The sequence below is a fragment of the Komagataeibacter nataicola genome, from assembly GCF_003207795.1.
GTDB classification, from domain to species: domain Bacteria; phylum Pseudomonadota; class Alphaproteobacteria; order Acetobacterales; family Acetobacteraceae; genus Komagataeibacter; species Komagataeibacter nataicola.
On sequence record NZ_NIRT01000009.1, the window covers coordinates 76,621 to 100,451 of the forward strand.

The 23,831-nt window shown below is 57.8% G+C and carries 16 protein-coding genes and 1 pseudogene; 13 read left to right on the top strand and 4 right to left on the bottom strand.

Annotation, left to right across the window (positions count from 1 at the left end; translation table 11 throughout):
* Positions 1–111: 111 nt before the first annotated feature.
* Both CDI09_RS07075 and CDI09_RS07080 read right to left on the bottom strand, forming a co-directional pair.
* Positions 112–1,035: an N-acetylmuramic acid 6-phosphate etherase gene (locus CDI09_RS07075; RefSeq protein WP_078527321.1), complete on the bottom strand. Its 924-nt coding sequence runs from the start codon at positions 1,033–1,035 to the stop codon at positions 112–114.
* Between the two features lie 39 nt (positions 1,036–1,074).
* Positions 1,075–2,259 carry a serine hydrolase domain-containing protein gene (locus tag CDI09_RS07080; RefSeq protein WP_078527323.1) on the bottom strand — a complete coding sequence of 395 codons (1,185 nt, stop codon included), beginning with the start codon at positions 2,257–2,259 and terminating at the stop codon, positions 1,075–1,077.
* Between the two features lie 287 nt (positions 2,260–2,546).
* Here CDI09_RS07080 and CDI09_RS07085 point away from each other — a divergent pair, with 287 nt between their 5' ends.
* Positions 2,547–4,010 (top strand): sodium:solute symporter, encoded by a 1,464-nt coding sequence (locus tag CDI09_RS07085; protein ID WP_078527325.1) that lies wholly within the window; start codon positions 2,547–2,549, stop codon positions 4,008–4,010.
* A 381-nt stretch (positions 4,011–4,391) separates the two neighbouring features.
* Positions 4,392–6,515 (top strand): beta-N-acetylhexosaminidase, encoded by a 2,124-nt coding sequence (locus CDI09_RS07090; protein ID WP_110571228.1) that lies wholly within the window; start codon positions 4,392–4,394, stop codon positions 6,513–6,515.
* A 198-nt stretch (positions 6,516–6,713) separates the two neighbouring features.
* On the opposite strand, the gene CDI09_RS07095 is transcribed toward CDI09_RS07090, so the two are convergent.
* Positions 6,714–8,027, bottom strand: coding sequence for an ROK family transcriptional regulator (locus CDI09_RS07095; protein ID WP_078527329.1), 1,314 nt, complete (start codon positions 8,025–8,027; stop codon positions 6,714–6,716).
* Between the two features lie 11 nt (positions 8,028–8,038).
* Here CDI09_RS07095 and CDI09_RS07100 point away from each other — a divergent pair, with 11 nt between their 5' ends.
* From CDI09_RS07100 to CDI09_RS07150, 11 genes and pseudogenes are all read left to right on the top strand, one after another.
* A complete protein-coding gene (locus tag CDI09_RS07100; RefSeq protein WP_078527331.1) occupies positions 8,039–8,929 on the top strand; it encodes an ROK family protein in 891 nt (296 codons plus the stop codon).
* 616 nt (positions 8,930–9,545) lie between these two features.
* Positions 9,546–11,744 (top strand): TonB-dependent receptor, encoded by a 2,199-nt coding sequence (locus tag CDI09_RS07105; protein ID WP_249034004.1) that lies wholly within the window; start codon positions 9,546–9,548, stop codon positions 11,742–11,744.
* A 57-nt stretch (positions 11,745–11,801) separates the two neighbouring features.
* Positions 11,802–13,109: a glucose/galactose MFS transporter gene (gene gluP / locus CDI09_RS07110; RefSeq protein ID WP_078527333.1), complete on the top strand. Its 1,308-nt coding sequence runs from the start codon at positions 11,802–11,804 to the stop codon at positions 13,107–13,109.
* Complete coding sequence (locus CDI09_RS07115) at positions 13,106–14,302, top strand: hypothetical protein (RefSeq protein ID WP_078527335.1); 1,197 nt, start codon at positions 13,106–13,108, stop codon at positions 14,300–14,302. Before gluP ends, CDI09_RS07115 begins: the two co-directional genes overlap by 4 nt.
* Positions 14,303–14,321: 19 nt before the next feature.
* Entirely contained in the window at positions 14,322–15,113 is a 792-nt protein-coding gene (gene nagB, locus CDI09_RS07120) for a glucosamine-6-phosphate deaminase (RefSeq protein WP_078527337.1), read from the top strand.
* Between the two features lie 51 nt (positions 15,114–15,164).
* Entirely contained in the window at positions 15,165–16,118 is a 954-nt protein-coding gene (locus tag CDI09_RS07125) for an N-acetylglucosamine kinase (RefSeq protein WP_078527339.1), read from the top strand.
* Between the two features lie 14 nt (positions 16,119–16,132).
* Positions 16,133–17,236: an N-acetylglucosamine-6-phosphate deacetylase gene (gene nagA / locus CDI09_RS07130; protein WP_078527341.1), complete on the top strand. Its 1,104-nt coding sequence runs from the start codon at positions 16,133–16,135 to the stop codon at positions 17,234–17,236.
* 529 nt (positions 17,237–17,765) lie between these two features.
* The gene (locus tag CDI09_RS07135) at positions 17,766–18,584 is read left to right on the top strand and encodes a mechanosensitive ion channel family protein (RefSeq protein WP_205836727.1); all 819 of its coding nucleotides are present in this window, start codon (positions 17,766–17,768) and stop codon (positions 18,582–18,584) included.
* 144 nt (positions 18,585–18,728) lie between these two features.
* Positions 18,729–19,673, top strand: a complete 945-nt coding sequence (locus CDI09_RS07140; RefSeq protein ID WP_078527345.1) for an alpha/beta hydrolase — start codon at positions 18,729–18,731, stop codon at positions 19,671–19,673.
* Positions 19,674–20,448: 775 nt separating this feature from the next.
* Positions 20,449–21,193, top strand: a pseudogene (locus CDI09_RS07145) (DUF72 domain-containing protein).
* Positions 21,194–21,677: 484 nt separating this feature from the next.
* On the top strand, positions 21,678–22,487 hold the full coding sequence (locus tag CDI09_RS07150) for a Hint domain-containing protein (protein WP_257788384.1): 810 nt from the start codon (positions 21,678–21,680) through the stop codon (positions 22,485–22,487).
* Positions 22,488–22,827: 340 nt separating this feature from the next.
* Here CDI09_RS07150 and CDI09_RS07155 read toward each other — a convergent pair whose 3' ends face one another.
* Positions 22,828–23,661, bottom strand: a complete 834-nt coding sequence (locus CDI09_RS07155; protein ID WP_078527349.1) for a DeoR/GlpR family DNA-binding transcription regulator — start codon at positions 23,659–23,661, stop codon at positions 22,828–22,830.
* Positions 23,662–23,831 lie beyond the last annotated feature (170 nt).

Below are 23,831 nucleotides of genomic sequence, written 5' to 3' on the forward strand. Positions count from 1 at the left end.
TGGCCCTTGATGGGCGCACTATCGGGGCCATCATCGGTTCCATGCGGAGCATGCCGGTAGGGCAGGGAGGTAGCGGCCACATTGCACAATGCAGGCCGCCTGGCTGGCAGCTTAATCTGGTGTATTCATCTGCCCAAGGATCGAACGCAGGTTGCCATCATGCGCCTTAAGCAGCGGTTCGATCTGGTCTGCGGGAATGCCGGAACAGATCATGACAGCGCGTTTGACATTGAACCGCGTGGTCTCGAGTGCGCTCAGGGCCTGCTGTTCGGTGCTGCCGCTCAGGTTGCAGACCATGCGGCAGGCCCGCTGGCGCAGCTTGGCGTTGACCACCCGCATATCCACCATCTGCCCACGATAGGCATGGCCCATACGGATCATGAGCGTGGTGGAAATCAGATTGAGGGTTGCTTTCTGTGCCGTGCCGGCCTTGAGCCGGGTAGACCCGGAAATGACTTCCGGCCCCGTCACCACGGCAATGCCCAGATCCGCAACACTCACGAGCCTGCTGTCACGATTGCAGGCGATGCCAATGGTCAGGCTGCCTGCCGTGCGCGCGGCCGCAACCGCCGCGCAGGTATAGGGGGTAGAGCCGCTTGCAGCGATGCCCAGCACCACATCGTCCGGGCCGGGATGGTGGGAAAGGATGTCCGTCCGTGCCACGTCTTCCCGGTCTTCGGCCCCTTCCGCCGCCTGATAGACGGCGTCATTCCCGCCCGCCAGCAACAGCACCAGCCGTTCGGGCGCCCAGCCAAAGGTGGGGAGCAGTTCCACCCCATCCTGCATTCCGATCCGCCCCGATGTGCCTGCGCCGACATAGAACAGCCGCCCCCCCGCCAGCAGGCGCGGCAGGGCCGCGTTGACGGCGCGTTCAAGGTCCGGTGTCGCGGCCCGCACGGCGGCAATGGCGCTCATCTGTGATTCCACCAGCGCATCAAGCACGGAAGCAACGGGCCAGATATCCACATCCGCATAACGTGGGTCCTGTCCCTCTGTCGCGATGGGCAACACGGGAGCACTGCTGTTTGGGGTCATGTACCATAAACTCCGGGGGATGGGGGATAGGAAGGGGGTTCAGCCCTGCGGCGGAGTCAGGGCGAGGGCTGCCGCGGTGGCCACATCGTGGCGCAGGCGCACGACATTGCCGTGCCCCGCAGGGTGCAGGCGGCTGGTCAGGATCAGGACATAGCTGTCACTGCCGGGGTCAAGCCACAGCGACGTGCCGGTAAAGCCGGTATGACCGAAGGAGCCGAGGGGAAACCTGTCCCCCCGCACGGAGGAATAATGCGTGGAAATATCCCACCCCAGTCCCCGCAGGTCGGATTTTCCCTCCGGCTGCTGTGCGGTTGTCATGAGCATGACGGTGTTTGGTTGCAGCGGAAAGGCCGATGGCCTGCCCGCACGCCGGTCCAGCAGCGCCTGTGCATAGAGGCACATGTCATCTGCGTTGGAAAACAGGCCCGCATGCCCGGCTACGCCACCCATGCGGCGGGAGGAGGGGTCATTGACCTGCCCGCGCAGCATGTGACCGTTTTCATCCGGCTCGGTGGGAGCAGTGCGAGGCAGCCATGTTTCAGGCGGCAGGAAACGCGACTGCCGCATGCCCAGCGGCGTAAGGATGAAGCGCGTGGCGTAGGCATCGAGCGTCATGCCCGAGAGTTTTTCAACCAGGAAACCCAGCGTGATGAAATTGATGTCGCTGTAGATAAAACCACTGCCTGGCGGTTGTGACGGTGCAACATTCATGGTCAGACGGAATGCGGCATCGCGCCCCTGCCATGGATGCGTAAGGTCCAGATCGGGCGGCAGGCCGGAATAATGGGTCAGCAGGTGCCGGATGGTAATGGTGGATTTACCAGCCGCCGCGAATTGCGGCAGATAACGCGAGACAGGATCATCAAGCCCGAACCGCCCCTGTTCCCATAACCGCATGACGCAGGGCGCGGTTATGACTGGCTTGGTCAGGGATGCCATGTCGAATACCGTATCCCACGTCATGGGTTCGGCCATGGGGGTGACGGCGCGCCTGCCATATACGGCCCGATGCACGATCTGCCCGTCATGCCCGATGGCGCAGACAACCCCCGGCGCCTCGCCCTCGGTCACGGCCTGCCGCAGCCTGCGGTCCACGCCGCGCATGTCGGGGCTGGCGTGGTGGGCGCCGCGCGCATGGGGCGCGCAGGCCGTAACCGTTGTGGCGCCTGCCAGCATCAGGACATGACGGCGCTTCAGCCGGGTGGCGGCCGGGAAAACATGCATGTGCAAAGAGTCCGTTAAAAGACGGCATGCCAGATGCCTGATACAGAAATAATACCATTCTTGCCCTGCAATGACAACGATCTGTTTTTAATTCAGACCGGTATGGAGGCATATGCGGCAGCAGAGAAATGAAAAATATCTTTTAAATCCAACATGAAAGAAGTCCATATTATCGCAGGTCGGCTGCATTGACACGGAATTATGTTTCGATTCCAGATATTTTTTTTGGCTTTCATATGGTATTGATTCGGTCATATGATCTGCCTTTCTGACACGATGGAACCGGTATGTCCGCAATCGATATCTCGATTATCTGCATCTATTGCCTGACCCTGCCATTCATTGCATTCGCCCTGTCGGGGCGGCAGGATTCCGTTTCCACCTATGTAGGTGGCGGCCATGATCTGCCATGGTGGGTTATCTGCCTGTCCCTTGTCGCGACGGAAACCTCGACCCTTACCATCATCAGCATACCCGGCATCGCCTATGGTAGCGGCATGGTGTTCGTGGGGCTGGCGGTGGGTTATGTCACCGGTCGCGCGCTTGTTGCGTGGCTGTTTCTGCCCCGCTATTTTTCCGGGCAGGTCAGCAGCGTCTACCAGTATCTGGGCCATCGGTTCGGGCCAGCGATGGAGCGCACCGTATCTGCCACGTTCCTGATCATGCGCGTGCTGGCGGAAGGGATCAGGCTGTTTGCGGGCATGCTGCCGGTCGCGGCCATCCTGACATCCATGAACTTTCCCCTGCCGCAGTGGGTAATCATGCTGGTCATTGCAGGTCTCACGCTGTTCTATACGATGTTTGGCGGCCTGCGGGCCGTGGTGTGGTCTGATGCAATACAGCTTGCTGTCTATGTAACGGGAACGGCGGCCTGCCTGGGGCTGCTGTACCATCATGCAACAGACATGCAGATTCATGCGCTGCGCCACTCCAACAGGTTCCACCTGTTTCACAAATCTTCCTACTATTTTCTTGACCCCTATACTCCCTGTGCTGCCATGATCGGGGGGGCGATCATGGCCATGGCATCGCATGGCACGGATCAGCTGATGGTCCAGCGCGTTCTGGCCGCCCGCAATCTGACGGATGCCAGAAAGGCGTTGATCGGCAGCGGGTTCATGGTGGGGTGTCTGTTTGCCATGCTGTCGCTCGTGGGCATGCTGCTCTGGGCGCGCAATGATGAAAAACCGCTGGCTGCAATGGGGCTGCAGACATCGGATGCGCTGTTCCCCGCCTTTATCGTGCATGACCTGCCCCAGGGGCTTGCCGGGTTGCTGATTGCAGGCCTGCTGAGTGCGACCATGGGCTCCCTGTCCGCCACGCTCAATTCCATGACCAGCGCGACATTGCTGGATTTTGTCCTGCCCTGCCGGGCGCTGGCGCGTCGGGCTGGCCTGTCTGCGCTGGCCTTTGCCCGCGTGGTGACCATGCTTTGGGCTGTAGTGCTCGTGCTTGCCGCACTGGCCTTTGCCCACAGTCATGGGCCTGCGGTTGTCTTCGGCCTGTCGGTGGCGTCATGTTCATACGGGGCGATGCTGGGGGCTTTTGTGTTTGCCATGTTCAGTACGCGCGCGCGCACGCGGGAGATCCTGCCGTCTTTCGTCATGACCGTCGTTACGGTCTGCGGAGTCATGATGTTCTGGCGCCCTTATGGCGCGACGATCGCCTTTACATGGCTGGTTCCGCTGGGTGTCATCGTGATGTTTGTCTGTGGTCTGGGTTTGAGGGGCATTGGAAAGATCCGGCAATAATGGCGCTGCACGCCATTTACGCGCCGGGTCTATGCGCCTGATGTAATGAAACGGTCCGTGCTTCATCCTTGCGGGGCTTTGGTCAGGCCATTTTGTCTTTCGATTTTCTATTATGTTTCAAAAGGCTGTCTGCAATATACAGCCCGGCATTCCGGTTTTTCAGAGTATTGAAAAAACACCGGTCGTTTATTTTTATTTCCGAACAAAACCGGGCATGCCAGAGAAAGGGATATCAGTTTTTACAATCCGATATTTCCTGGTGGATGTATGCCAACCCTGAAAGAATTGAGCCCCATGGTTTCGATCGTGCATTGTGCTTTCCGCCTCGTCCGGAAATCATGCCCCGTGTTTGGTGTTCTGCTGGCATGTGTCACCCCTGCCATGGCTGGCCCGTCCACTCTTCCGCTGATGCCGCAGCCGCAGTCGGTCACGGTTATGGACCCTGCAACGCGGAGTATTGCGGGTGGCATCCGCATTGACTGGACGCAGGCGCCTTCACCGCTGCTGCGCCGCGCCGAACAGCGCTTTGTGGCGCGTCTGCGCAACCTGGCAGGACGGGCTGCCGAAGGTGCCCCGCTGACCTTGCATATCACGACCGGGCATGACCCTGCTTACCTGAGTGTTGATGAGAAGGAGGGGTACACACTCTCCACGTCCGCGCCAGACGGGATTTATCTCTCGGCTGCCGGGCCGGCAGGGGTTCTGCATGGTCTGGCAACGCTCCTGCAACTTGTCGAGCTTACGCCGCAGGGGGCGGTGCTCGGGCATGTCGACATACAGGATTCCCCCCGTTTTGCCTGGCGGGGGCTCATGATTGATGTGTCCCGGCATTTCATGTCGGTTGACACCATCCAGCGGCAGCTTGATGCGATGGAACTGACCAAGCTGAACGTGCTGCACTGGCACCTGAGCGACGGTACGGGGTTCCGGGTGGAAAGCAGGCGTTTTCCGCGTCTGCAGCAAGTGGGCGGGCACAACCAGTATTACACGCAGGAACAGGTGCGCGGTATTGTGGCTTACGCTGCTGACCGCGGGATCCGTATCGTGCCGGAATTCGATGTGCCGGGCCATACGCTTTCCATCCTGCAGGCCTATCCTGATCTTGCGGCGCAGCCCGTACCTACGGAGCAGGAAATACATCCCGTCTGCTCGATTACGGTAGATACGCAGAAGACCCAGACAAGCTGCAACAAGGTCTATAATCAGAACAATCCCGCCCTTGACCCGACCCAGCCGCAAACGCTGCGTTTTGCAACGGCGCTCTATGCCGAAATGGGCCGTCTTTTCCCCGACCGTTATTTCCACTCGGGCGGCGATGAAGTCGCGCCCCAGCAGTGGATGAACAATCCCGCCATTACACGGTATATGAAGGTGCATGGCTATCGTGATGCGCCAGCCCTCCAGGCCGCCTTTACCGCGCAGATCGAACAGGCGCTGGCCCGGCAGGGAAAAATCATGATGGGGTGGGATGAGGTCAGCGAGGCCCCCATCCCGCGTGATGTGGTGGTTGAGGCATGGCGTGGATCAAAATGGATTGGCTCCGCCACCCGGGCGGGCCACCCGGTTGTGGTCTCATCGGGGTATTATCTGGACCTTCTCAATCCGTCCGCAACGCATTATCAGGTTGATCCCCTTGACCCGAAAGCGGTCGGCCTGTCCCCCGCCGAGGTTGAAAAGGCCCGTGTGAAGCAGGGGCCAATGATCGATGCCTTTGCGCTGGACCCCAACGCACCGGCGCTTGACGCAGCACAGAGCCGGCTGGTCCTTGGCGGGGAAGCGCCATTATGGAGCGAGATCGTCTCGGATGAGATGGTCGATGCACGGCTGTGGCCACGTTCCGCTGCTATTGCCGAACGGTTCTGGTCAGATGCATCCGTGCGTGACGTAACGGACATGGAACGCCGCCTGCCGGTCGTGCTGCATGAGCTGAATATGATGGGACTGCAGTCGGAAAATCACCAGAACGACATGATTGCCCGCCTGGCTCCGCAGAACACGACGCCCCTGAAAGTCCTGACATCCGTCACCAGCCCGGTCAGAAACTATGCCATGAACCGCCTTGCCGCGCATGGTGGGGATGCCATGCTGAGTGCTCCGGCCGCGATTGCAAGCCCCGACAGCTTTGCCGCCATGAAATTCAACACGCTGGCACAGCGCTACATAAAAGGGGACCACGCACGCGCATCCGACCTGAAGGCAATGCTGGTGACCTATAAGGCCAATGATGCCGCCTATGCGCAGATTGCGACCACACCCGCGCTGCAGGAGGCAAGGGGCACTTCGCAAGAACTGGCAGAGGTGGCGCAAGTCGGGCTTGAAGCCATAAAAAGAAGAAGTCATGGCCGTCACTGGCATAAACGGGTCAATGCCATTCTGGCCAGGCAGGATGCGGCTTTTGCAGCATGCGCCGATGCAGTGGCAGCCCATACCATGCCCTTGCCAGCATCAGGCCTGCTGATTGATATCCTGCCCGGGCTGCACCTGCTGGTTGATCGTGCCCATTAACCCCCATCAGGATAACAGGCATCCTATGGGCTGGATGACAGACCGGGCCGCCTGAACCGGGAGAGGCCAGACCCCTGCACTGGCGGGGGCTGGCCCGCATGCCTGCCACGTTAGCAGGGTCGTGGCAGGCGTGGTGTCATCAACCATGACGGGCATGCGGCACGGCAGCCTGCATGCCCGCAGGCGGGAAGAGAGCGTTCATTCACTAAACAGGAACTGCCGGGTGGCAATGCCCGCAGCGCCGGTTGCCCAGCCGGTATGAGGGGTTTCACGCAGGTCCAGTGTCGTTTCCCAGTCGGGGCGGGGCATGATGTGGGTCTCCATGGTCTGGCGCAGGACCGCCCCGAACACACCTTCGCGGAACGGCAGGTCCAGCAGCACGACAACCTGACTGGGATCAAACAGTTGCACAAGCTGTGCAACCGCCATCCCCATTGCGCCGCCTGCCGTATGGAGAATGTGGAGGGCATCCGCATCGCCCTCCCGCGCCCGACGTTCCAGTTCCAGTGGCGTGGTTGGCAGCCCCTTCTGCTGGGCCATGGAGCGTATGGCCCGCAGGGAGGAGACCGTGTCCAGGCACCCACGCTTGCCGCAACTGCACGGGCGGTTGGTCTCGCGCTCATCTGGCCAGACGACTGTTGTATGGGATATTTCTCCTGCGCCCCCCTGGAAGCCACGGTGCAGTTTTCCATCAACGATATGCGCGCAGCCTATGCCGCCATCACCGACGATAATCATGCTGAAATCGGGACAGTCGCGCATGATGCCAAACAGATGCTCCCCCTGTATGAGGGCATTGGCATCATTTTCAGCAAAAACCGGCACGGACAGACGTTTTTCCAGTGGCGTGACGATATCAACATTACGCCATTCCAGCACGACCGACCGGTAGCACAGACGCCGGTCACGCGCGACAAAGCCGGGGAGGGCAATCCCCACCCCGCCGAGCGGGCCCGCCCGGTCGCCCGCCTGCGCCACCAGTTCCCGGATGCCGCGTTCGATATTTTCAATACATATTTCAGGATCGGATGCCCGCACGAACTCTTTCTGGGCAATGATTTCACCCAGCAGATCCGTCAGCAGAATGATGCTGGGGTCGGATTGCATGGATACACCGGCAAAACAGACTGAAACCGCATTCAGACCCAGCAGGATGGAGGGGCGCCCCTGCCCGAAAACCAGTTCGCGTTCACACAGGATATTACGATCCAGCAGTTCGCGGGTTAAGGCGGACATGGTTGCCTTGCTCAATCCCGTGATTTCCACGAGCTGGGTTCTGCTGACGGGGCCTAACGTGCTGATCGTACGGAGTACCCGGTATTGCCCTGATGTGAACATACGCACCCTTTCCAATATGATAGGGACTGTTAATTTTATTTGGTGAACAATATAAGCAAAGTTATTATGATTCTGGAACTTATTCAACGTTTTTAATGATTCTGGCTGGCTTTCCACGCCAGGCATGTAGCCATATACGGCTCTGGCAGGATCATATTCGTCGCGCGTGGGCATGAGGATGGCGTATGGTAGTATTATGTGCGGATGTAGGGGGGTCTTACATTGAATTTGCGCAATCCGATGCCTGTCACAGGCTGACACACCGGCGGCGCGTGCCGACACCCACGCAGGATCTGGATCTTTTTGTTGCCGCACTGGCCAGCATGGCGGATGGATATGACCGGGCCATTCCGCTGCATATCGCCATTGCCGGGGTATGCGCCCCCATGACCGGGCGGACGCGCGCGGCCAACATCCCCTGTATTTATGATGTGCCGTTGCGGCAGATCCTTATGCAGCGCCTGAAGCGGGATGTGCTGGTTGCCAACGATGCCCACTGTTTTGCCCTGAATGAAGCAATGCAGGGCGCTGGCCAGGGGCATGACATCGTTTTTGGGGTTATTCTTGGCACAGGGGTGGGGGGCGGCCTGATTATTCATGGTCGGCCCGTTATCGGGTCAGGTGGTCTTGCAGGCGAGTGGGGGCATGGTCCCTTCATTACTGACAGCGCCCTGCCTGGCCGTGCGCCCGTGCTGCCATGCCAGTGCGGGCAGCTGGGCTGCCTTGATACAATAGGCGGCGCGCGTGGCATTGAAAGACTGCACCTGTTCCTGCATGGGGAGGAACTGCCCGTCCGCCCGATCCTGACACATTGGGAAAACGGTGAGCCCCGGGCCATCGAGACAGTCAACGCATGGCTTGACCGTATGTCCGCTGGGTTGGCCATGGTGGTCAATGTAACCGGGGCTTCCATCATGCCGGTGGGCGGCGGTCTGGCCCATCAGGCCAGGCTGCTGCATGCGCTGGATGAGAACGTGCGCGGCCGCATCCTGCGGCATGATGCCTCGGCGCTGGTTGTGCCGGGGGCTTTGCCCGCAGAGTCCGGGCTTGCGGGGGCGTCGTGGCTGAAATCGTGAGGGTCGGGTCGCGATTTCGAACGATCATAAATGCCATCATTGCGATCAAATAATAAAATGCCTGACTGGCCCTCCCAGTTCATCCTCCCATATGGCACTTTATATCTGTTGCCGAATTAACACGCTGCCTGAATGCCCCCGTAAGGGTAAATGAATAATTCTCGTTCATGAAACCCTATGCTTTTCATTGAGAAAATTTTCCAGATGGCAAGAGATGAGGCCTAAATCGGGGCAGGGGAAATGACTGTATACTTTGTTTTTATAATAAAACTATCATAGGACAGATTCTGAACTATTGCGCCGGCACAGGCTGATCTGCATTATACGTTAAGGAAGCAAAACGTTTGTTTCGCAGCTTTTACTCCAAATGCAGGGATTCACGCTCATGAAGGTTTCGTACCGTAATCTATCCCTCTGTTGTACTATCTGGGCGAGTCTGGTGATCGTTCCCGCGTATGGACAGGTTTCGGCTGCGACGCGTAACGGATCTGTAAATACTTCTGCGGCCAAGGCCCGTGCAAAACCTCCGGCGGCTGCGGCACGGACAGCGGCACCGCCCGCGCCCCAGGTTGAACATATCACTGTCAGCCGGCACATTCCGCCCACGGCCAATGGCGTGACCAACCTGACACCGGGCGGCGGACTGATGCCTCCCCAGACCGCACCACGCTCACAAAGTGGCCTGACGCGTGACTTTATTGCAAAACAGGCACCTACGGCCAATATTGCCGCCCTTGTGGCGGATCTGCCAGGCGTCAACTTTTCCAGTCAGGATCCGTTTGGCCTGACGGGAAACAACATGACCATGCGTGGCATGACACAGGCCCAGATCGGGTATCTGTTCGAAGGGGCGCCAATGGCGGATCCCATCAATTACCAGCCTTACAGCAGCATGATGGTCGATTCAGAAAACCTGGGATCGGTTACCGTTTCACAGGGGTCGCCTGACCTTGATGCGCCCCTGTACAACGCAGTGGGCGGGCAGATTACGGCCACCGAGATCAATCCGTCGCATAAACAGCGCGGATTTGTGGATCTGGCAGGCGGCACACATAGCGCCAACAAGGAATTCATCCGTTACGAAACCGGAGATATCGGTAATACCGGTATTCGGGGCTTCGTGTCCTTTTCTCACACCAGTTATAATAACTGGCGTGGTCCGGGTGGACTATTCCGTTATCATGTCGATTCAAAATTTGTAAAAGAATGGGGCGATGGCAACAGCATTTCCGCCATCTTCTCCTATAACCGGCAGCAGCAGACCTCCTGGAGGTCGCCCACACTTTCCCAGTGGAACAAATATGGGGACAGCTTCAATTATTCAGGATCATTCACCCAGGGTGACCCGACATATTACGGGTTGCAGGTTACAAACATGAATGCCGAGACGGTTATCCTGCCGTCCCATTTTACATTGACCAAACACCTGAAGTTGCATGTCACTCCTTACTTTGAACATCAGTTTGGTCCGTCCAACGCAGGGGAGAACATTCCCACGACCGGCGGTTACATGGGCACCCAGCGTTATGACAGCCTGGTCGGCATACCGACCGGAAACGGATCGGTCCTGACCGAGGGCGTTGACCCGTGGGACCAGAAAAGCGGGTCGCTGAACATGTCGCTCGACTGGACAAGGGGCCATAACAAACTGTCAGTTGGATATTGGTACAACTATACATCCCATCAGGAACTTTCCACGTTCCGGCAGGTCTATGCCAATGGTTCGTATTCCAACAGCCCCATTATCGATGCCACGAACGGGCGCATCCTGACAGGCTATGACCTGAACTTCAAACAGCAGGTCAATACGCTTTTCATCGCCGATACCCTGAGCCTGCTGCACGACAGGTTGACCCTGAGCGCTGGCTTCCGGGCGGCAATGGTCAGCCGCACAGGCACGAACAACGTGCCGGGGGCGGATCCCTATTACAAGGCGGGCAATTACTTTGAGCCCCTGCCGCAGTTTTCCGCCAGTTTCAAGATCACGCCGCATGACCAGATTTTTGTCAACGGCACGACTGCCTTCCGTGCGCCAGCTTCGGTGGAGGCGTACAGCCAGATCTTTGACCCCAATAATTCACACGCAGTGGAACAGCCCGGATCGCTCAAGCCTGAATATTCCATCGGGGAAGAAATCGGCTTTCGTCATTCCGGTTTTGTTAACGTGGCGGTGTCCCTGTTCAATCTGAACATGACCAACCACCAGGTTACATCCATGAATTACATTCCGGGCACAACGCAGCTGATTTCCGAACCCATCAATATTGGTGGGCAGACATCACGCGGCATCCAGGCTGAAATCGGCCTGCGGCGCTGGCATCATATCAGCCCGTATTTCTCCGGTCAGTACCTGCATGCAACGATGGATAACAACTATAATGCCGGTGGCGGGAATTATCTGCCAACGGCCGGAAAGATTGCTGTTGAATCACCCAAATTCACCGGTGCGATCGGCCTGAATTATGATGACGGGCGCTTTTTCGGCAACTTTGCGCTGCGCTATGTTGACTCCCAGTACACGACGTTCATGGATGACGAAAAAATTCCGTCCTACATCACATCGGACATAACGCTGGGTTATCGTATGAAGAAGCTGGGTCCGGCAAAGGCGCCGCAGATACAGTTGAATATCATGAATATTGGCGATAACCATTATCTCTCGGGTGGCTCCAGCTTTACCAGCAATGCCCATCCGGTCAACACCGTCGCGGGTGGCCTTTACAGAAGCAGCACGGGCGGGGCGAGCACATCCGCGCCCATCTATCTGGTAGGAGGCGCATTCGCTGCCATGGTTTCGGTATCGGCAGGGTTCTGAGCAGAACCCTGCGGGCTGGGAAAGCGGTTTTACCATCGGTAAAGAGAGGAGGGGCTATTGCCCAGGTTATACCCACAAAGCCCTGCGGGACAGTATGGCTGGCGGCCCATCGTCATTATCGCCTGCCTGTTTTTCATCATCGGCTTTGTAACATGGCTCAATGGCCCCCTTATCACTTTTGTGCAGGTTGCCTTTAACCTGAGCACGATCAGCGCTTTTCTCGTGCCGATGTGCTTCTATCTGTCCTACCTGTTTTTTCCTTTGCCCGCGACGTTGCTGACCCGATGGACCGGCCTGAAAGGAGGACTGGTTGTTGCACTTGTCGTTCTTTCGGCCGGGGTCGCCATTTTTGGTGAATGTGTCAGTATACGTGTGTATCCTGGGGCGCTGAGCGGGCTGTTTGTCATGGGGGCGGGTCTGTCGTTACTGCAGATCACCATAAATCCATATGTAACGCTGCTCGGACCGACGGAAAAAGCGGCCCAGCGCATTGCTATCATGGGTGTGGCCAACAAGATTGCGGGGATTGCGGCCCCCGTTGTCCTTGCTCTGCTAGTCATGCGGAATCTTGGCGATATTGCGGGGCAGGTCAGGGCCGCACCGGATATGGCGGCACGCAACCATATCCTGGATCAGTTTGCTCATGCCGTACAGATTCCGTATTTCATTATGGCGGCCGTGCTGCTGGCCCTGGCCATCGGGCTGGCGCGTTCGTCCCTCCCGCCTATCGATATTGCCGGCACATCCCGCCCGGATGCGCCTGCGCCGGAAACATCACGCCGGTCCAGATCATTCCGTCTGGGCTTCGGGGTGCTGTGCATGTTTGTTTACGTCGGCACGGAAGTCATGGCGGGGGATGCCATTGGCGTATATGGCGGCAGCCTCGGTATTCCGCTTGACCAGACCAAGTTCTTTACATCCCTGACCCTGACGGCAATGATGGGGGGATATGTGGTGGGCATGCTGCTGGTGCCACGTGTCTTTTCGCAGGAGCGCTATCTGGGCCTGTCTGCGGTGGCTGGCGTCATATTATGTGTACTGAGCTGGCTGACACATGGCTATGCTTCGGTTCTGTGCGTGGCGCTATGTGGTTTTGCGAATGCCATGATCTTACCTTCCCTGTTCCCCATTGTTATTTCTGATGTGGAAGATCGTGGGGCACAGGCGACCGCCCTGCTGGTCATGGCGTTTTCAGGCGGTTCGGTCATTCCGCAGGTCTTTGTCCAGATTGCGCCCGCCATAGGCGTGCAGGCTGCCTTTGTGGGGCTGGCGGTTCCATCCTATCTGTTAATCATATTATATAACATTCTCATGCAGCGCCATAAGCGGGCGCGTGTCGTGCCGGTCATGATGGTCGAGTCATGATACCCTATCGCGGGTTGTATATTTATCCGTGGGATATTCTGGACCAGGATGATCTGGCCAGCTTCGCGGTGCGCATGCGTAACATGGGCATCAATACGCTATGCGTTGCTGCAACTTACCATGCCGGGAAATTCCTGCGCCCCCATGGCCGGAGCCAGAAAGTATTCTTCCCGCAGGATGGCGCCACATATCTTCCCGTCCAGCCATGGGGGAGCGGTATCAGCCCCATCATCGCAACACAAGGGCTGAGAATGGAGGCGCTGCAGGGCCTGCACGCGCAGGGCCTGAAAGTGGCGGCATGGACCGTGCTGCTGCACAATACGGCGCTGGGTACGCAGTATCCGCAATTCACCTGCCATAATGCGTTTGGGGATAGCTATCCTTACAGCCTGTGCCCCTCTCACGAAGCCGTGCGGGAATATGGCGTCAATCTGTGCCGGGAAATGGGCGCGAACCCCTATATCAGCCAGATCATATGCGAAACCCCGGGCTGGCAGCCGTTCCGGCATGGCTTTCACCATGAAATGAGCTTTCTTGCGCCCCATATGGGGGCCGATACCCTGCTGGGATTATGTTTTTGCAGTGCCTGCATGTCACGGGCGGCGAAAGATGGGGTCAATGTTACGGCGTTGCGGCAGCGTGTGGCGGCATATCTGTCGCGTTACATGGACCGCCCCGATGACAGCCCGGCTGCCGATGACGCCGGGCGGCTGATGCAGATGCTGGTCTGTGATGATGACCTGCGTGATTTCCTGCGCTGGCGTTGTGGGCAGGTTACGTCCTTTGTGGCGCAGATACGCGCGGCAGTCCGTCAGCCCGTAGGGGTATATGTAATCCCGTCCGTGATGGAAAATCCGGTTCTGTCATGGGTGGAAGGCAGTGACCTCCATGCATTGTCGCGCGTGTGCGATGGGCTGGAAGTCTGCCTGTATGGCGGTAATACGCGCGCAGCCCTGTCCCGGCTGGCCGATATTCGGGACATTATTGGCATTCAGGGCAAGCTCCGCACCGTTTTGCGACCTGCATCATGTGATTTCGACACTGCCGCGGCCTTTGTGGCTCATGTCCAGGCCTTGGGCAGTAGGGGCGTGGAGGAGTTCGGTTTTTATAATTTTGGTCATCTGCGTCGGGAAAACCTGCACTGGATCGATCAGGCAGTTCACGCCGTGCAGGCACAGGTACTGCCGTTGTGAATACTGGATGGAGACTATAATGAAGATTGTCATTTGCCCCAATGTTGAACAGGCGACGTTGCTGGCGGCCCGGGTCATGGAAGATGCCCTTCGCCAGACGCCAGACATCACGCTCGGTCTTGCCACCGGCCGCACGATGGAAAAGGTCTATGCCGCCCTTGTGCAGGCACACCGCGACAGGGGGCTGGATTTTTCACACTGCCAGTCATTCAATCTGGATGAGTATGTCGGCATATCCCCTTCATCCACGCAGTCTTACCGCGCCTATATGCATACGCATCTGTTTTCACGGGTGAACATCGCCCTGTCCGCCACGCATGTTCCTGATGGCATGGCAACGGATCTCGCGGCACGATGCGCCGGATATGAAAAGGCCCTGCATGCCTGCGGCGGCGTGGGGCTCCAGCTTCTGGGGCTGGGCGAAAATGGCCATATCGGTTTTAACGAACCATTTTCCGCGTTTACGTCACGCACCCGTGTCGTAACGCTGGACCCCGCCACGCGCGAACAGAACCGGAGCATGTTCGATGATGACCTTGCCCAGGTGCCCTATCATGCCGTGACAATGGGGGTGGGGACCATCCTTGATGCAAGGCGCATCGTGGTGCTCGCAACGGGCGCGGCCAAGGCGCGTGTTGTGGCGGATATGATCGAAGGCCCGCTTACGGCCAGCATCAGCGCGACAGCCCTGCAGATGCATGCCAACTGCCTGGTCATTACCGATGAAGCCGCGGCCACGGCACTCACCCGTCGGGCCTTTATTGACCATCTGATGCAACACGACGCGGAATTGCAGGGCCTTCTGTCCTGAATGGAGGAAAGCTTTGCATGACTGGCTATTTTTTCAGGATGATGACGACTGATGGATGATGCAGTTCTGGCTGTTGATGGTGGGGGCACGCGAACGCGCGCCGTTATCGTCGGGTCTGACGGGCATGTGCTCGAACATCGCCTTTCCGGTGGCAGTAACGCCTACGATAAAGCCGATTGGGCGGAGACCCTGACGGGGCTGCTGCAGCGGGTGGACAGATACCGCCTGCGTGCGGCAACCATAGGCCTTGCGGGTTATTGTGCCGAACGCCCCTCATCGCACATGCAGGAAAAGGTCATCCTTGATGCCCTTGGGCCGGATGTGCGCATTGGCATGTGTTCGGATGTGGAAATCGCCTGTGTCGGCGCCTTTCTGGGCGGGCCGGGCATCCTTGCGCTTGCGGGTACGGGGTCGGTCATATGGGCGGATGACCACCGCCATGCGCCATTACGTATCGGCGGGTGGGGATACATGCTCGGTGATGAAGGCAGCGGCTACTGGATTGGCTGCATGGCCATGCGCAGGGTCGTGCAGTATATTGATACGCGCCATGCGCCGGATGCCGATTTCGCCACGCGACTGCTGCAGGCCCTGGACCTGCCGACCGACCCGGACCGGGCGGGCGAGGCGTTGCTGGAGTGGCAGAGGGTGCAGCCCCACCCACGCTCCGCCATTGCCGCACTGGCCCATGTGCTGGACCGGCTGGCCAATGATGGCAGTGCCGATGCCCGGTCCATTCTTGTCGATGCGGCGCAATACCTGTCCGCGCAGGTCCGGGTGGCGCGTGATCGCCTGCAAGTGGTCCTGCCATGGAGCTACGGGGGCAGCGTCTTTCACAGCCGGATTGTCATGGACCAGATGACGCAGCTCCTTGGTGAACGGCCGCATATTCCACAGTTGCCCCCCATTGGTGGCGGGATCATACGCGCTGCCGCGCGTGCGGGCTGGAACATGGACGCGGCATGGCTGAACCGGCTGGACGCCGATCTGGCGCATAAATACTGAAAGCGGAAAAAACCATGAACATCAGTGGACAGCTGGTCTGTGCCGATCAGATCCTGCCCGGCACGATATCCTTTGACACGTTGATCGGGGATATATCAGCACGGCCCGATGCCCCGCAGCGCTATATCCTGCCCGGTTTTATCGACGGGCATGTCCACGGAGGTGACGGGGCGGATACCATGGACGGGGTCGATGCGATCCGGCGCATGTCCCGCTTTCATCTATCCCATGGCACCACGACCATCCTGCCCACCACCATTACGCGGCCCTGGTCCGATGTCATGGATGCGCTCCGGGCGGTGGTGGAAGTGCGGCGCACGGGCAACCCCAATGGTCCCTGTATCCATGGGGCGCATCTGGAAGGGCCGTTTGTCAGCCCGCATCGTCTTGGTGCGCAGCCGCCTTTTGCAATAACGCCGGACCCGGAGCATGTAACGCAGGCCCTGTCGCTGGATATCGTGCGTGTCGTAACGCTTGCGCCAGAACTGGAACACGCGGATACCGCTATCGATGCCTTTGCCAGGGCCGGGGTCCGGATCAGCCTGGGGCATAGCGTGGCGGATTATGAAGGTGCACGGCAGGCAATCTGCCGCATCTGCACCGCAGGCGGTGTAACGGGTGCAACGCATCTGTTCAATGCGATGAACCCCATAGAGGGCCGCCGCCCCGGGCCGGTAACCGCCCTGATGTGTAGTGATGCCACATACGCCGAAATGATTTACGACACGCATCATGTCCATCCTGCCTCCTTTCATCTGGCACGGCAGATGATGGGGTCAAGGCTGCTGTTCGTAACCGATGCCATGCGGGGAGCGGGCATGGGCGAGGGGCAAAGCCAGCTTGGCGGCCAGACGGTTCATATTGCCAACGGCACGGCCCGGCTCGAGAATGGCACGCTGGCGGGCAGTATCCTCACGCTTGATGTTGCGCTGCGTAACGCGGTGCAGGCAGGCGCATCCCTGCCGCAAGCCGCCGGTCTGGTCAGCGGGAATGCCGCGCGCTACCTCGGCCTGTCAGACCGGGGGGAGCTTACCGTCGGGCGGCGGGCCGATTTTGTCGTGCTGGACCGTGATCTGCACATCGAGGAGGTCTGGGTGGCGGGGCAACGCCTGCACTGATTGGGGTATGACCGCACCTGCCCGGCAGGCCGTGCGGAAAAGGGAAAGATCCCTCAGCGCACGGCCCTGGGCCCATTGCTGCATGGAGCGTGTCGGGCGCCGTTCCGGGCGGATTATGCCTTTTCTCGTATTTCGCAGCATATCCTGTCCCTGTTGCGTAATGAAATGGCTGTTGACCTGACAACGCGGCCAGCCTGAAGGGCAGTTGCCACAAAACGCAGCTATACTGTCCGGGCGATGCAGTATTTTTATTCAGAACAGGCATGGGCATTTCAAGAATGCGCGCTCATGTGATTTTTACATTATTTTACATGTTCGAAAATTAGCAAGCCGGGATGAACCTTTCCCCAGGTCCATTCATTTAAATGGTGAAGATGGGCAAAGTTGCCTTGTGCTGGAGGAATGGGGCTACCCTGAAATTATCTTGTAAGACCATGGTGGTGACGGCCAGGTATAGAACAATGTACGATATTGACAGGACCAGAAGGGCGCATGCTGTCACCCTGCACCCGCGAAAAATAGACCAGGGATAATCATGGAAAAGCAGATTCATTCAATTTTAGAGCAGTTGGACGGATTACTTCCTCTCATACTGGAGTATGCAAGTCAGTTTCTGCTGGCTCTGATCGTTCTCTTTGTGGGCTGGAAGCTTGTCAACGCCGTAACGCGGGCCATGGGCCGGATGATGGAGGCCAGCCATATAGAGCCCACATTGCGCGGATTTCTGCTGAGCGTGGTCGGGCTGTTTCTCAAGGCCCTGCTGCTGATCAGTGTGGCATCCATGGTCGGCATTGCAACAACATCGTTCGTGGCCGTTCTGGGCGCTGCGGGTCTGGCGGTTGGCATGGCGCTGCAGGGCAGCCTCGCCAACTTTGCCGGTGGCGTGCTGATCCTGCTGTTCCGTCCATTCAAGGTAGGGGATTCAATTACGGCAGGTGGCAGTTCAGGAACGGTTACATCAATCGAGATGTTCCGTACCGTGCTGCTCGATGCCAATCACGAGATTATTTATGTGCCCAATGGTACATTATCAAACAATATCGTGATTAACAGTTCAGAGTCAGACCGGCTTGCGGGCTCGGTCAGCCTGCTGATTGATTACAATGATGATCTGGACAAGGCGCGCGCCCTGCTGCTTGGCCTTACGGAGAATGACGCGCAGGTGCTCAAGAACCCCGCGCCTTCTGTTTCCTTCCTGCCAAAACCTGCAAACATTCAGGTCACGCTGGGGTTCTGGTGCGCGCCGGGCAACGTGTCAGGACTGGTTGCGAAATATTCCGAAGCCTCGATCAAGGTGCTTCAGAAGGAAGGATACCGTCTTGGGGTCACGGCGCGTAGCGCTGCATGACCAGCGACAGGGGCCTGTGTTTAAAATCAGAATGCAAATCTGCTGAAAACCGGGCAGTTCAATTTGCTGTCAGGGTTACTGTCGCTCCGTGCAACGGCTCTTTATGATCGCCCCTCTTTGCAAGAGAAATGGAGAGTTCTCCTCATGACTACCCTTGGTTTGGTCGATATGGAGCAGCGCGGCAAGGTGGCTTTGTTTCCATCCTTCGGTCCCGGGCGGGGCGATCTGATGGAATTCCGCCGCGATCTGGTCAAGGGAACGACGGCGCTCCTGAAGTCCGGATCGGTCGATTATGAGGCGCGACTGGTTCCGGGGCCGGACGGGGCGCCCGATGTGCGTGTCATCATGTTCCGACCATCAGAAGTCAAGGGAGCCATGCCAGCCATCCTCTATGTCCATGGCGGTGGCATGATTGCCGGCACACCCGACATGCAGGCCGGTATGCTGGAGCGACTGGCATCACAGACAGGCGCCCTTATCGTCTCGGTTGATTATCGGCTTGCGCCCGAGACGCCTTTTCCCGGTGGTCTGGAAGATGTCCATGCCGCACTGGTGTGGCTGCATGACTGTGCGGGCGCACTGGGTGTCGATCCCGATCGCATCATGGTCATGGGCGATAGCGGAGGGGGGTGCCTGGCAGCTGCCACGGCCCTTCTGGCACGTGACCGTGGCAAGGTGAAATTGCGCGCACAGGTTCTGATCTACCCAATGCTGGACCTGCGCACGGGTGGAGCGGACGCGCCTTCCGATGATCCCATGACTGGGGAATTTGTATGGACACGCACCCAGAACCAGTATGCATGGTCTGCCGTGCGGGGAGACCTGGCGGCTGATGATCCAGGATTTGGCTATCTCTCGCCCGCTTTCATGCTCGACCTGTCGGGGCTGCCGCCAACATTCATTGTTACTGGTGCGCTGGACCTGTTTCGTGATGAGGATGTGACCTTCGCCCGCCGCCTGTGGCAGGCAGCCGTACCGACCGACCTGATTGTTTATGCAAACGCAGTGCACGGCTTCGACCTGCTGCCTTCTTCCCTTGCCGAGCGTGTCCGTCATGACGTGGTGAAAAATGTGCGTCGGCTGCTGTAACACGCATGTTTCTGGCGGGTTGATTTCAGGAAGAACAACGTGCCGGTGCCGTCGGGCATCATGAAAAGAGACGAGTGTGGAAGCTGTTATCGTCAGGCCCTTGCGCCCAGAAGATGGCAGGAGCGCAGGAGAAATATTTTTTTTGATGCCGTTCACCATGGCACTGTAAGATACCATATGCCCGAACAGCGAAGAGCCTGGGCCTGGGTTTCCTCCGATCCGTCCGGGTGGAGTGAAAGGCTTCTCGGTGTTGACGGGTTTATGGCAGAGCTGAACGGAGTGCCCGTAGGTTTCATGACGATTGACCCATCTGGCTACATTGATCTTGCTTTTGTTGGTTCAGGCGTATTGGGCATGGGCGTGGGAGGTAATGATATCAGGCTGTCGAGGGGTGCGCCGTAGGGCTTGCCATCGTCCGCCTGACCACAGAGGCAGGCAGAAAGGCCAGGCTATTTTTCGAGGCACAGGGCTGGACCGTAGAGCGGGAGCAGGTGGTTTTTGGGCACGATGTGCCACTTACGAACGTCAAAATGGCAAAACGGCTGAGAGATTGAACATGGCGGCTGCCTTTTGTGACCAGAACGCTGCCATGCCGATGGAGTTAACGCCCTATAGCATGAACCATACGCTGCCGCAGGTGCATCAGAGGTGGCAAGCGTCATACCGTCACGGTTTCATGTTTATGCTTGAAAATGCCGCAATACATCCGCATCAGGTCGTGCCGTAAAGCGGGTTATGGTAACCTGTTCTGGCTTTTATGGGAAAGGATGGGGGCATGTCCATTCGTATCGGCATCGCGGGCTGGTCGACCTTTTCCTCAGTGGCTAAAGTCTTGCAGTTGCCCGTTACTGGTTCGCAACTTGAACAGTATGCCGCCTATTTTACGTCTGTCGAGATTAATTCCAGTTTCTATCGTCCCCATCGGCGCACGACCTACGTGCGCTGGGCCGCAAGCGTGCCGCCCGGGTTCCGCTTCTCCGTTAAACTGCCCCGCACCATCACGCATGAACGCCGTCTGGTCGACTGTCAGGCGCTGATCGAGCGATTTGCCGAGGAAACGGATGGCCTTGGTGAAAAATGCGGCCCTATCCTGGTTCAGTTTCCCCCCCAGTTTTGCCTATCCCGGTGATATCGCCGTGCGTTTCTTTCATGATCTACGGGCCAGGTTTGCCGGGGCCATCGTTGTGGAGCCCAGACATGAAAGCTGGTTTCGCCCAGCGATAGACCATATGCTGGCAGGGTTGCAGATAGCACGCGTGGCAGCGGATCCCGCCCGCCCGGCTTTTGCTGCACAGCCGGGCGGGTGGCGTGGGCTTGCCTATTTCCGGCTGCATGGCTTCCCGGACATCTATAAGTCACGTTACACACGGGAAGCTGTTGAGGCCCATGCAAAAGTCGTTACAGCCCTTGCCGCACGCGGCACCGAGGTCTGGACGATCTATGACAACACCACGTATGGGGCTGCCGTGCATAACGGGTTCGAACTTATGGCAGCCTGCGCTGGCGGTGCTGGAGAATAATGCATTTTACCTTTTGCCATGAAGTGTGGAGATGAGATTCAGGGTTTGCCTGGATTGTTCCTGAGGCCTCTGGTGATTTGTCAAGTTGTTATCGCTCATAATATAATTTTAGAATAGCATATTGCTGCCCCGGTAGATGAACTCAAGGCCTGACAGGCACTGGTTCCTTGCCATGAAGCAGAAACTGGAAACCACAAAAGCCGGAGACCCTTGCAGATTGCGTAAACAGATTGTCGTGCCGGTCTCTGGAATGGTCAGAAACAGCATGGGTTTCAGGTATTGCCATCTGCGCAGCCTCGCAAAATTTACGATTGAATGGCCCCTCGTCGCACGTGTCTGTAACTGCCAAAGAGCGGCACGGCGGCATGATCTCCAAAATGCTTAATCCGACAGTGAAATCAACACTTTTGACTGGCGCAATAACACCTGCAGCACAAAGCCAGTCATATGAGCCGGGAAGAAAAAAGTATCTGTTCGACCCGGACTGCCCGATGATGAAGCCGGTTATCCTGTCCGCATGCTGGTCAATGGGCGGTCCATTTTTTACGACAGGTCAATCCTGTCCTACAATTATTATCATATCGAGACTGAAAGACATTCTGTCATCGTCGCTGATGGCATGCTGACCGAAAGCTATCTTGACACCGGAAACCGTCGCGCTTTCCAGCAGGCAGGCAATGTGATCAGAATTGGACACAAGCCCCGGAATTGGCAGGATGATGCTGCTGCTCCACTGGGCGTCAGTCGTGATTTTGTCGAACCCATTTTCCGCCAGATCGAGGAACACGCAGTAGAGGCAGGGCAGGCAATTAAGTCTGACGCGCCAGTCCTTGATGAAGATCCCGACCTGTACCTGATTACGGAAACGGGTGGCATCATCCGCAAGATGCGCGATGCAAACGGATATGCTTTTTTCATGATCCCCGCCGGGGTCGAAAACGTAAAAATCATGTCACGCACCAGCAGACCGTCTGACATGATCGGACCTTATGTCGATGACCGTCGCCAGCTAGGGGTACTTATCAAGGATATCAAGTTGTTTGAAGGGAATACGGCACGCCCCATTTCCACCCATCTTGCCAGTGACGCACCCGAGGGGTGGTATGATGGCTGGTATGCACCCCGCAACGTTCCCTGTCGCTGGACGGACGGCCAGGCCAGCCTTCATCTGGGGCAGCGTCACCCGACGCTGATGGGGCTGCTCTGTCTCGAAATTGTTGCAGGCGGGCCGTATATCATCAAGAACAGGGATGTGTCTGCATCCATTTCCATTCCTCTGTCCCTCACAGCCTGAAAACCTTATCCCTGCATCTGATCAGGGTGCAGGAACCGGTTTCAAGGCATGGATAATACAGTGTTTACCCTGAAATCCGACCAGAATATGGCCCGCAAACCCAACGTTTCCAGTGGTTGTAAGGCGTCCTGTGCAGGCTCATGCCCCGTGGCGCATCATGGCGGCGCACACCATTGTGGTTTATTAAAATGATCCTGCCCGGCGCGCGATGATCGCCCGCTCGGCAGTGGCCATGGCTTTTTGGAAGAAGCGGTCGCATATCGGCCATCTGCGTCAGTAGAGGTCACTCATCGTCAGTCTCATCACGAAGCCTGAATCAAAATTTCAATGGGTCCTGCGTTCAGGGCCTATTATGGGACTGGCAGATTTCGAGTGGTATCCCGGCGGCTTTCAGTTTTTCATGCATGGCGGGTCCAATCCGGGCATCCGTCAGCACATGATCGAATGCATCAAGACCGGCCAGTCGGTAGAGGCCACCCTTGCGGAATTTTGAACTGTCCACCAGCAGGACCCTCTGATCACAGATTTCCATGAGGATACGCTTGATCTTGATGATGTCCGGGTTGTTCTGGAAGGCGGTACCGTCGTGGATGACGGACGTGGACAGGAACATTGTATTGGCATGCAGGCCCTGTGCCGCCTGTTCGCATATCAACCCGAAAAAGGCATTGCGGGGCCGGTTGTAATCGCCCCCCAGGCAGATCAGGCGCAGGTCAGGGTAGGGGGCCAGTGCCTGGATCACGCCCATGGCGTTTGTGATGATGGTCAGGGGAGCAAGCGCAGGCAGCAGGGGCAGCATCTCGGCTACGGTGGTTGAATCATCCAGCACAAGGATCTGTTCAGGCCGGATCAGCGATATGGCGCGGGCAATGATGGCCTGTTTGCCCTCTCTGGCAAGGGCCGTGCGGTAGCTTACGGTCTTCTGCGTGGCGGTGCGGTTGCGCAGGGCAAGGCCGCCATGCAGCTTTTCCACCAGTCCCTGTTGGGCCAGGGCGTTGGCATCACGGTGAATGGTCATGCGGCTGACGTCAAAATGTGCGGCCAGCGCATCAATGGTGGCGTTACCCGTTTCAAGCAGCAGCTCAAGGATGCGTTGCTGGCGTGCCATGTTGTCGCCCCGCCGGGCGGGGCGGGTAGACGCCAGGGAATGTGACAGGCCCGTGTTATCGGTCATACTGGAAATCGATCTTCATCCGCAGGTCAACAGGAAGGCGCGTAGCGTAAGGAATACCTGTTACGGTGTCACATTCAATGTGGCTTTCGCAATAACTGCCCTTTCTTTTGAGCGCAATCCGATCCGGTTCCCGATATCCGGGATCACATAAATATGCGTTATACATAACA

Excerpts from the sequence above, each read along its gene's own strand:
- nagA (WP_078527341.1), top strand. The coding sequence starts at position 16,133 with ATGAACATCAGTGGACAGCTGGTCTGTGCCGATCAGATCCTGCCCGGC.
- nagB (WP_078527337.1), top strand. The coding sequence starts at position 14,322 with ATGAAGATTGTCATTTGCCCCAATGTTGAACAGGCGACGTTGCTGGCG.
- CDI09_RS07080 (WP_078527323.1), bottom strand. The coding sequence starts at position 2,259 with ATGCATGTTTTCCCGGCCGCCACCCGGCTGAAGCGCCGTCATGTCCTG.
- CDI09_RS07090 (WP_110571228.1), top strand. The coding sequence starts at position 4,392 with ATGGCTGGCCCGTCCACTCTTCCGCTGATGCCGCAGCCGCAGTCGGTC.
- CDI09_RS07155 (WP_078527349.1), bottom strand. The coding sequence starts at position 23,661 with ATGACCGATAACACGGGCCTGTCACATTCCCTGGCGTCTACCCGCCCC.
- CDI09_RS07075 (WP_078527321.1), bottom strand. The coding sequence starts at position 1,035 with ATGACCCCAAACAGCAGTGCTCCCGTGTTGCCCATCGCGACAGAGGGA.
- CDI09_RS07085 (WP_078527325.1), top strand. The coding sequence starts at position 2,547 with ATGTCCGCAATCGATATCTCGATTATCTGCATCTATTGCCTGACCCTG.
- CDI09_RS07125 (WP_078527339.1), top strand. The coding sequence starts at position 15,165 with ATGGATGATGCAGTTCTGGCTGTTGATGGTGGGGGCACGCGAACGCGC.
- CDI09_RS07095 (WP_078527329.1), bottom strand. The coding sequence starts at position 8,027 with ATGCCCACGCGCGACGAATATGATCCTGCCAGAGCCGTATATGGCTAC.
- CDI09_RS07140 (WP_078527345.1), top strand. The coding sequence starts at position 18,729 with ATGACTACCCTTGGTTTGGTCGATATGGAGCAGCGCGGCAAGGTGGCT.
- CDI09_RS07115 (WP_078527335.1), top strand. The coding sequence starts at position 13,106 with ATGATACCCTATCGCGGGTTGTATATTTATCCGTGGGATATTCTGGAC.
- CDI09_RS07100 (WP_078527331.1), top strand. The coding sequence starts at position 8,039 with ATGGTAGTATTATGTGCGGATGTAGGGGGGTCTTACATTGAATTTGCG.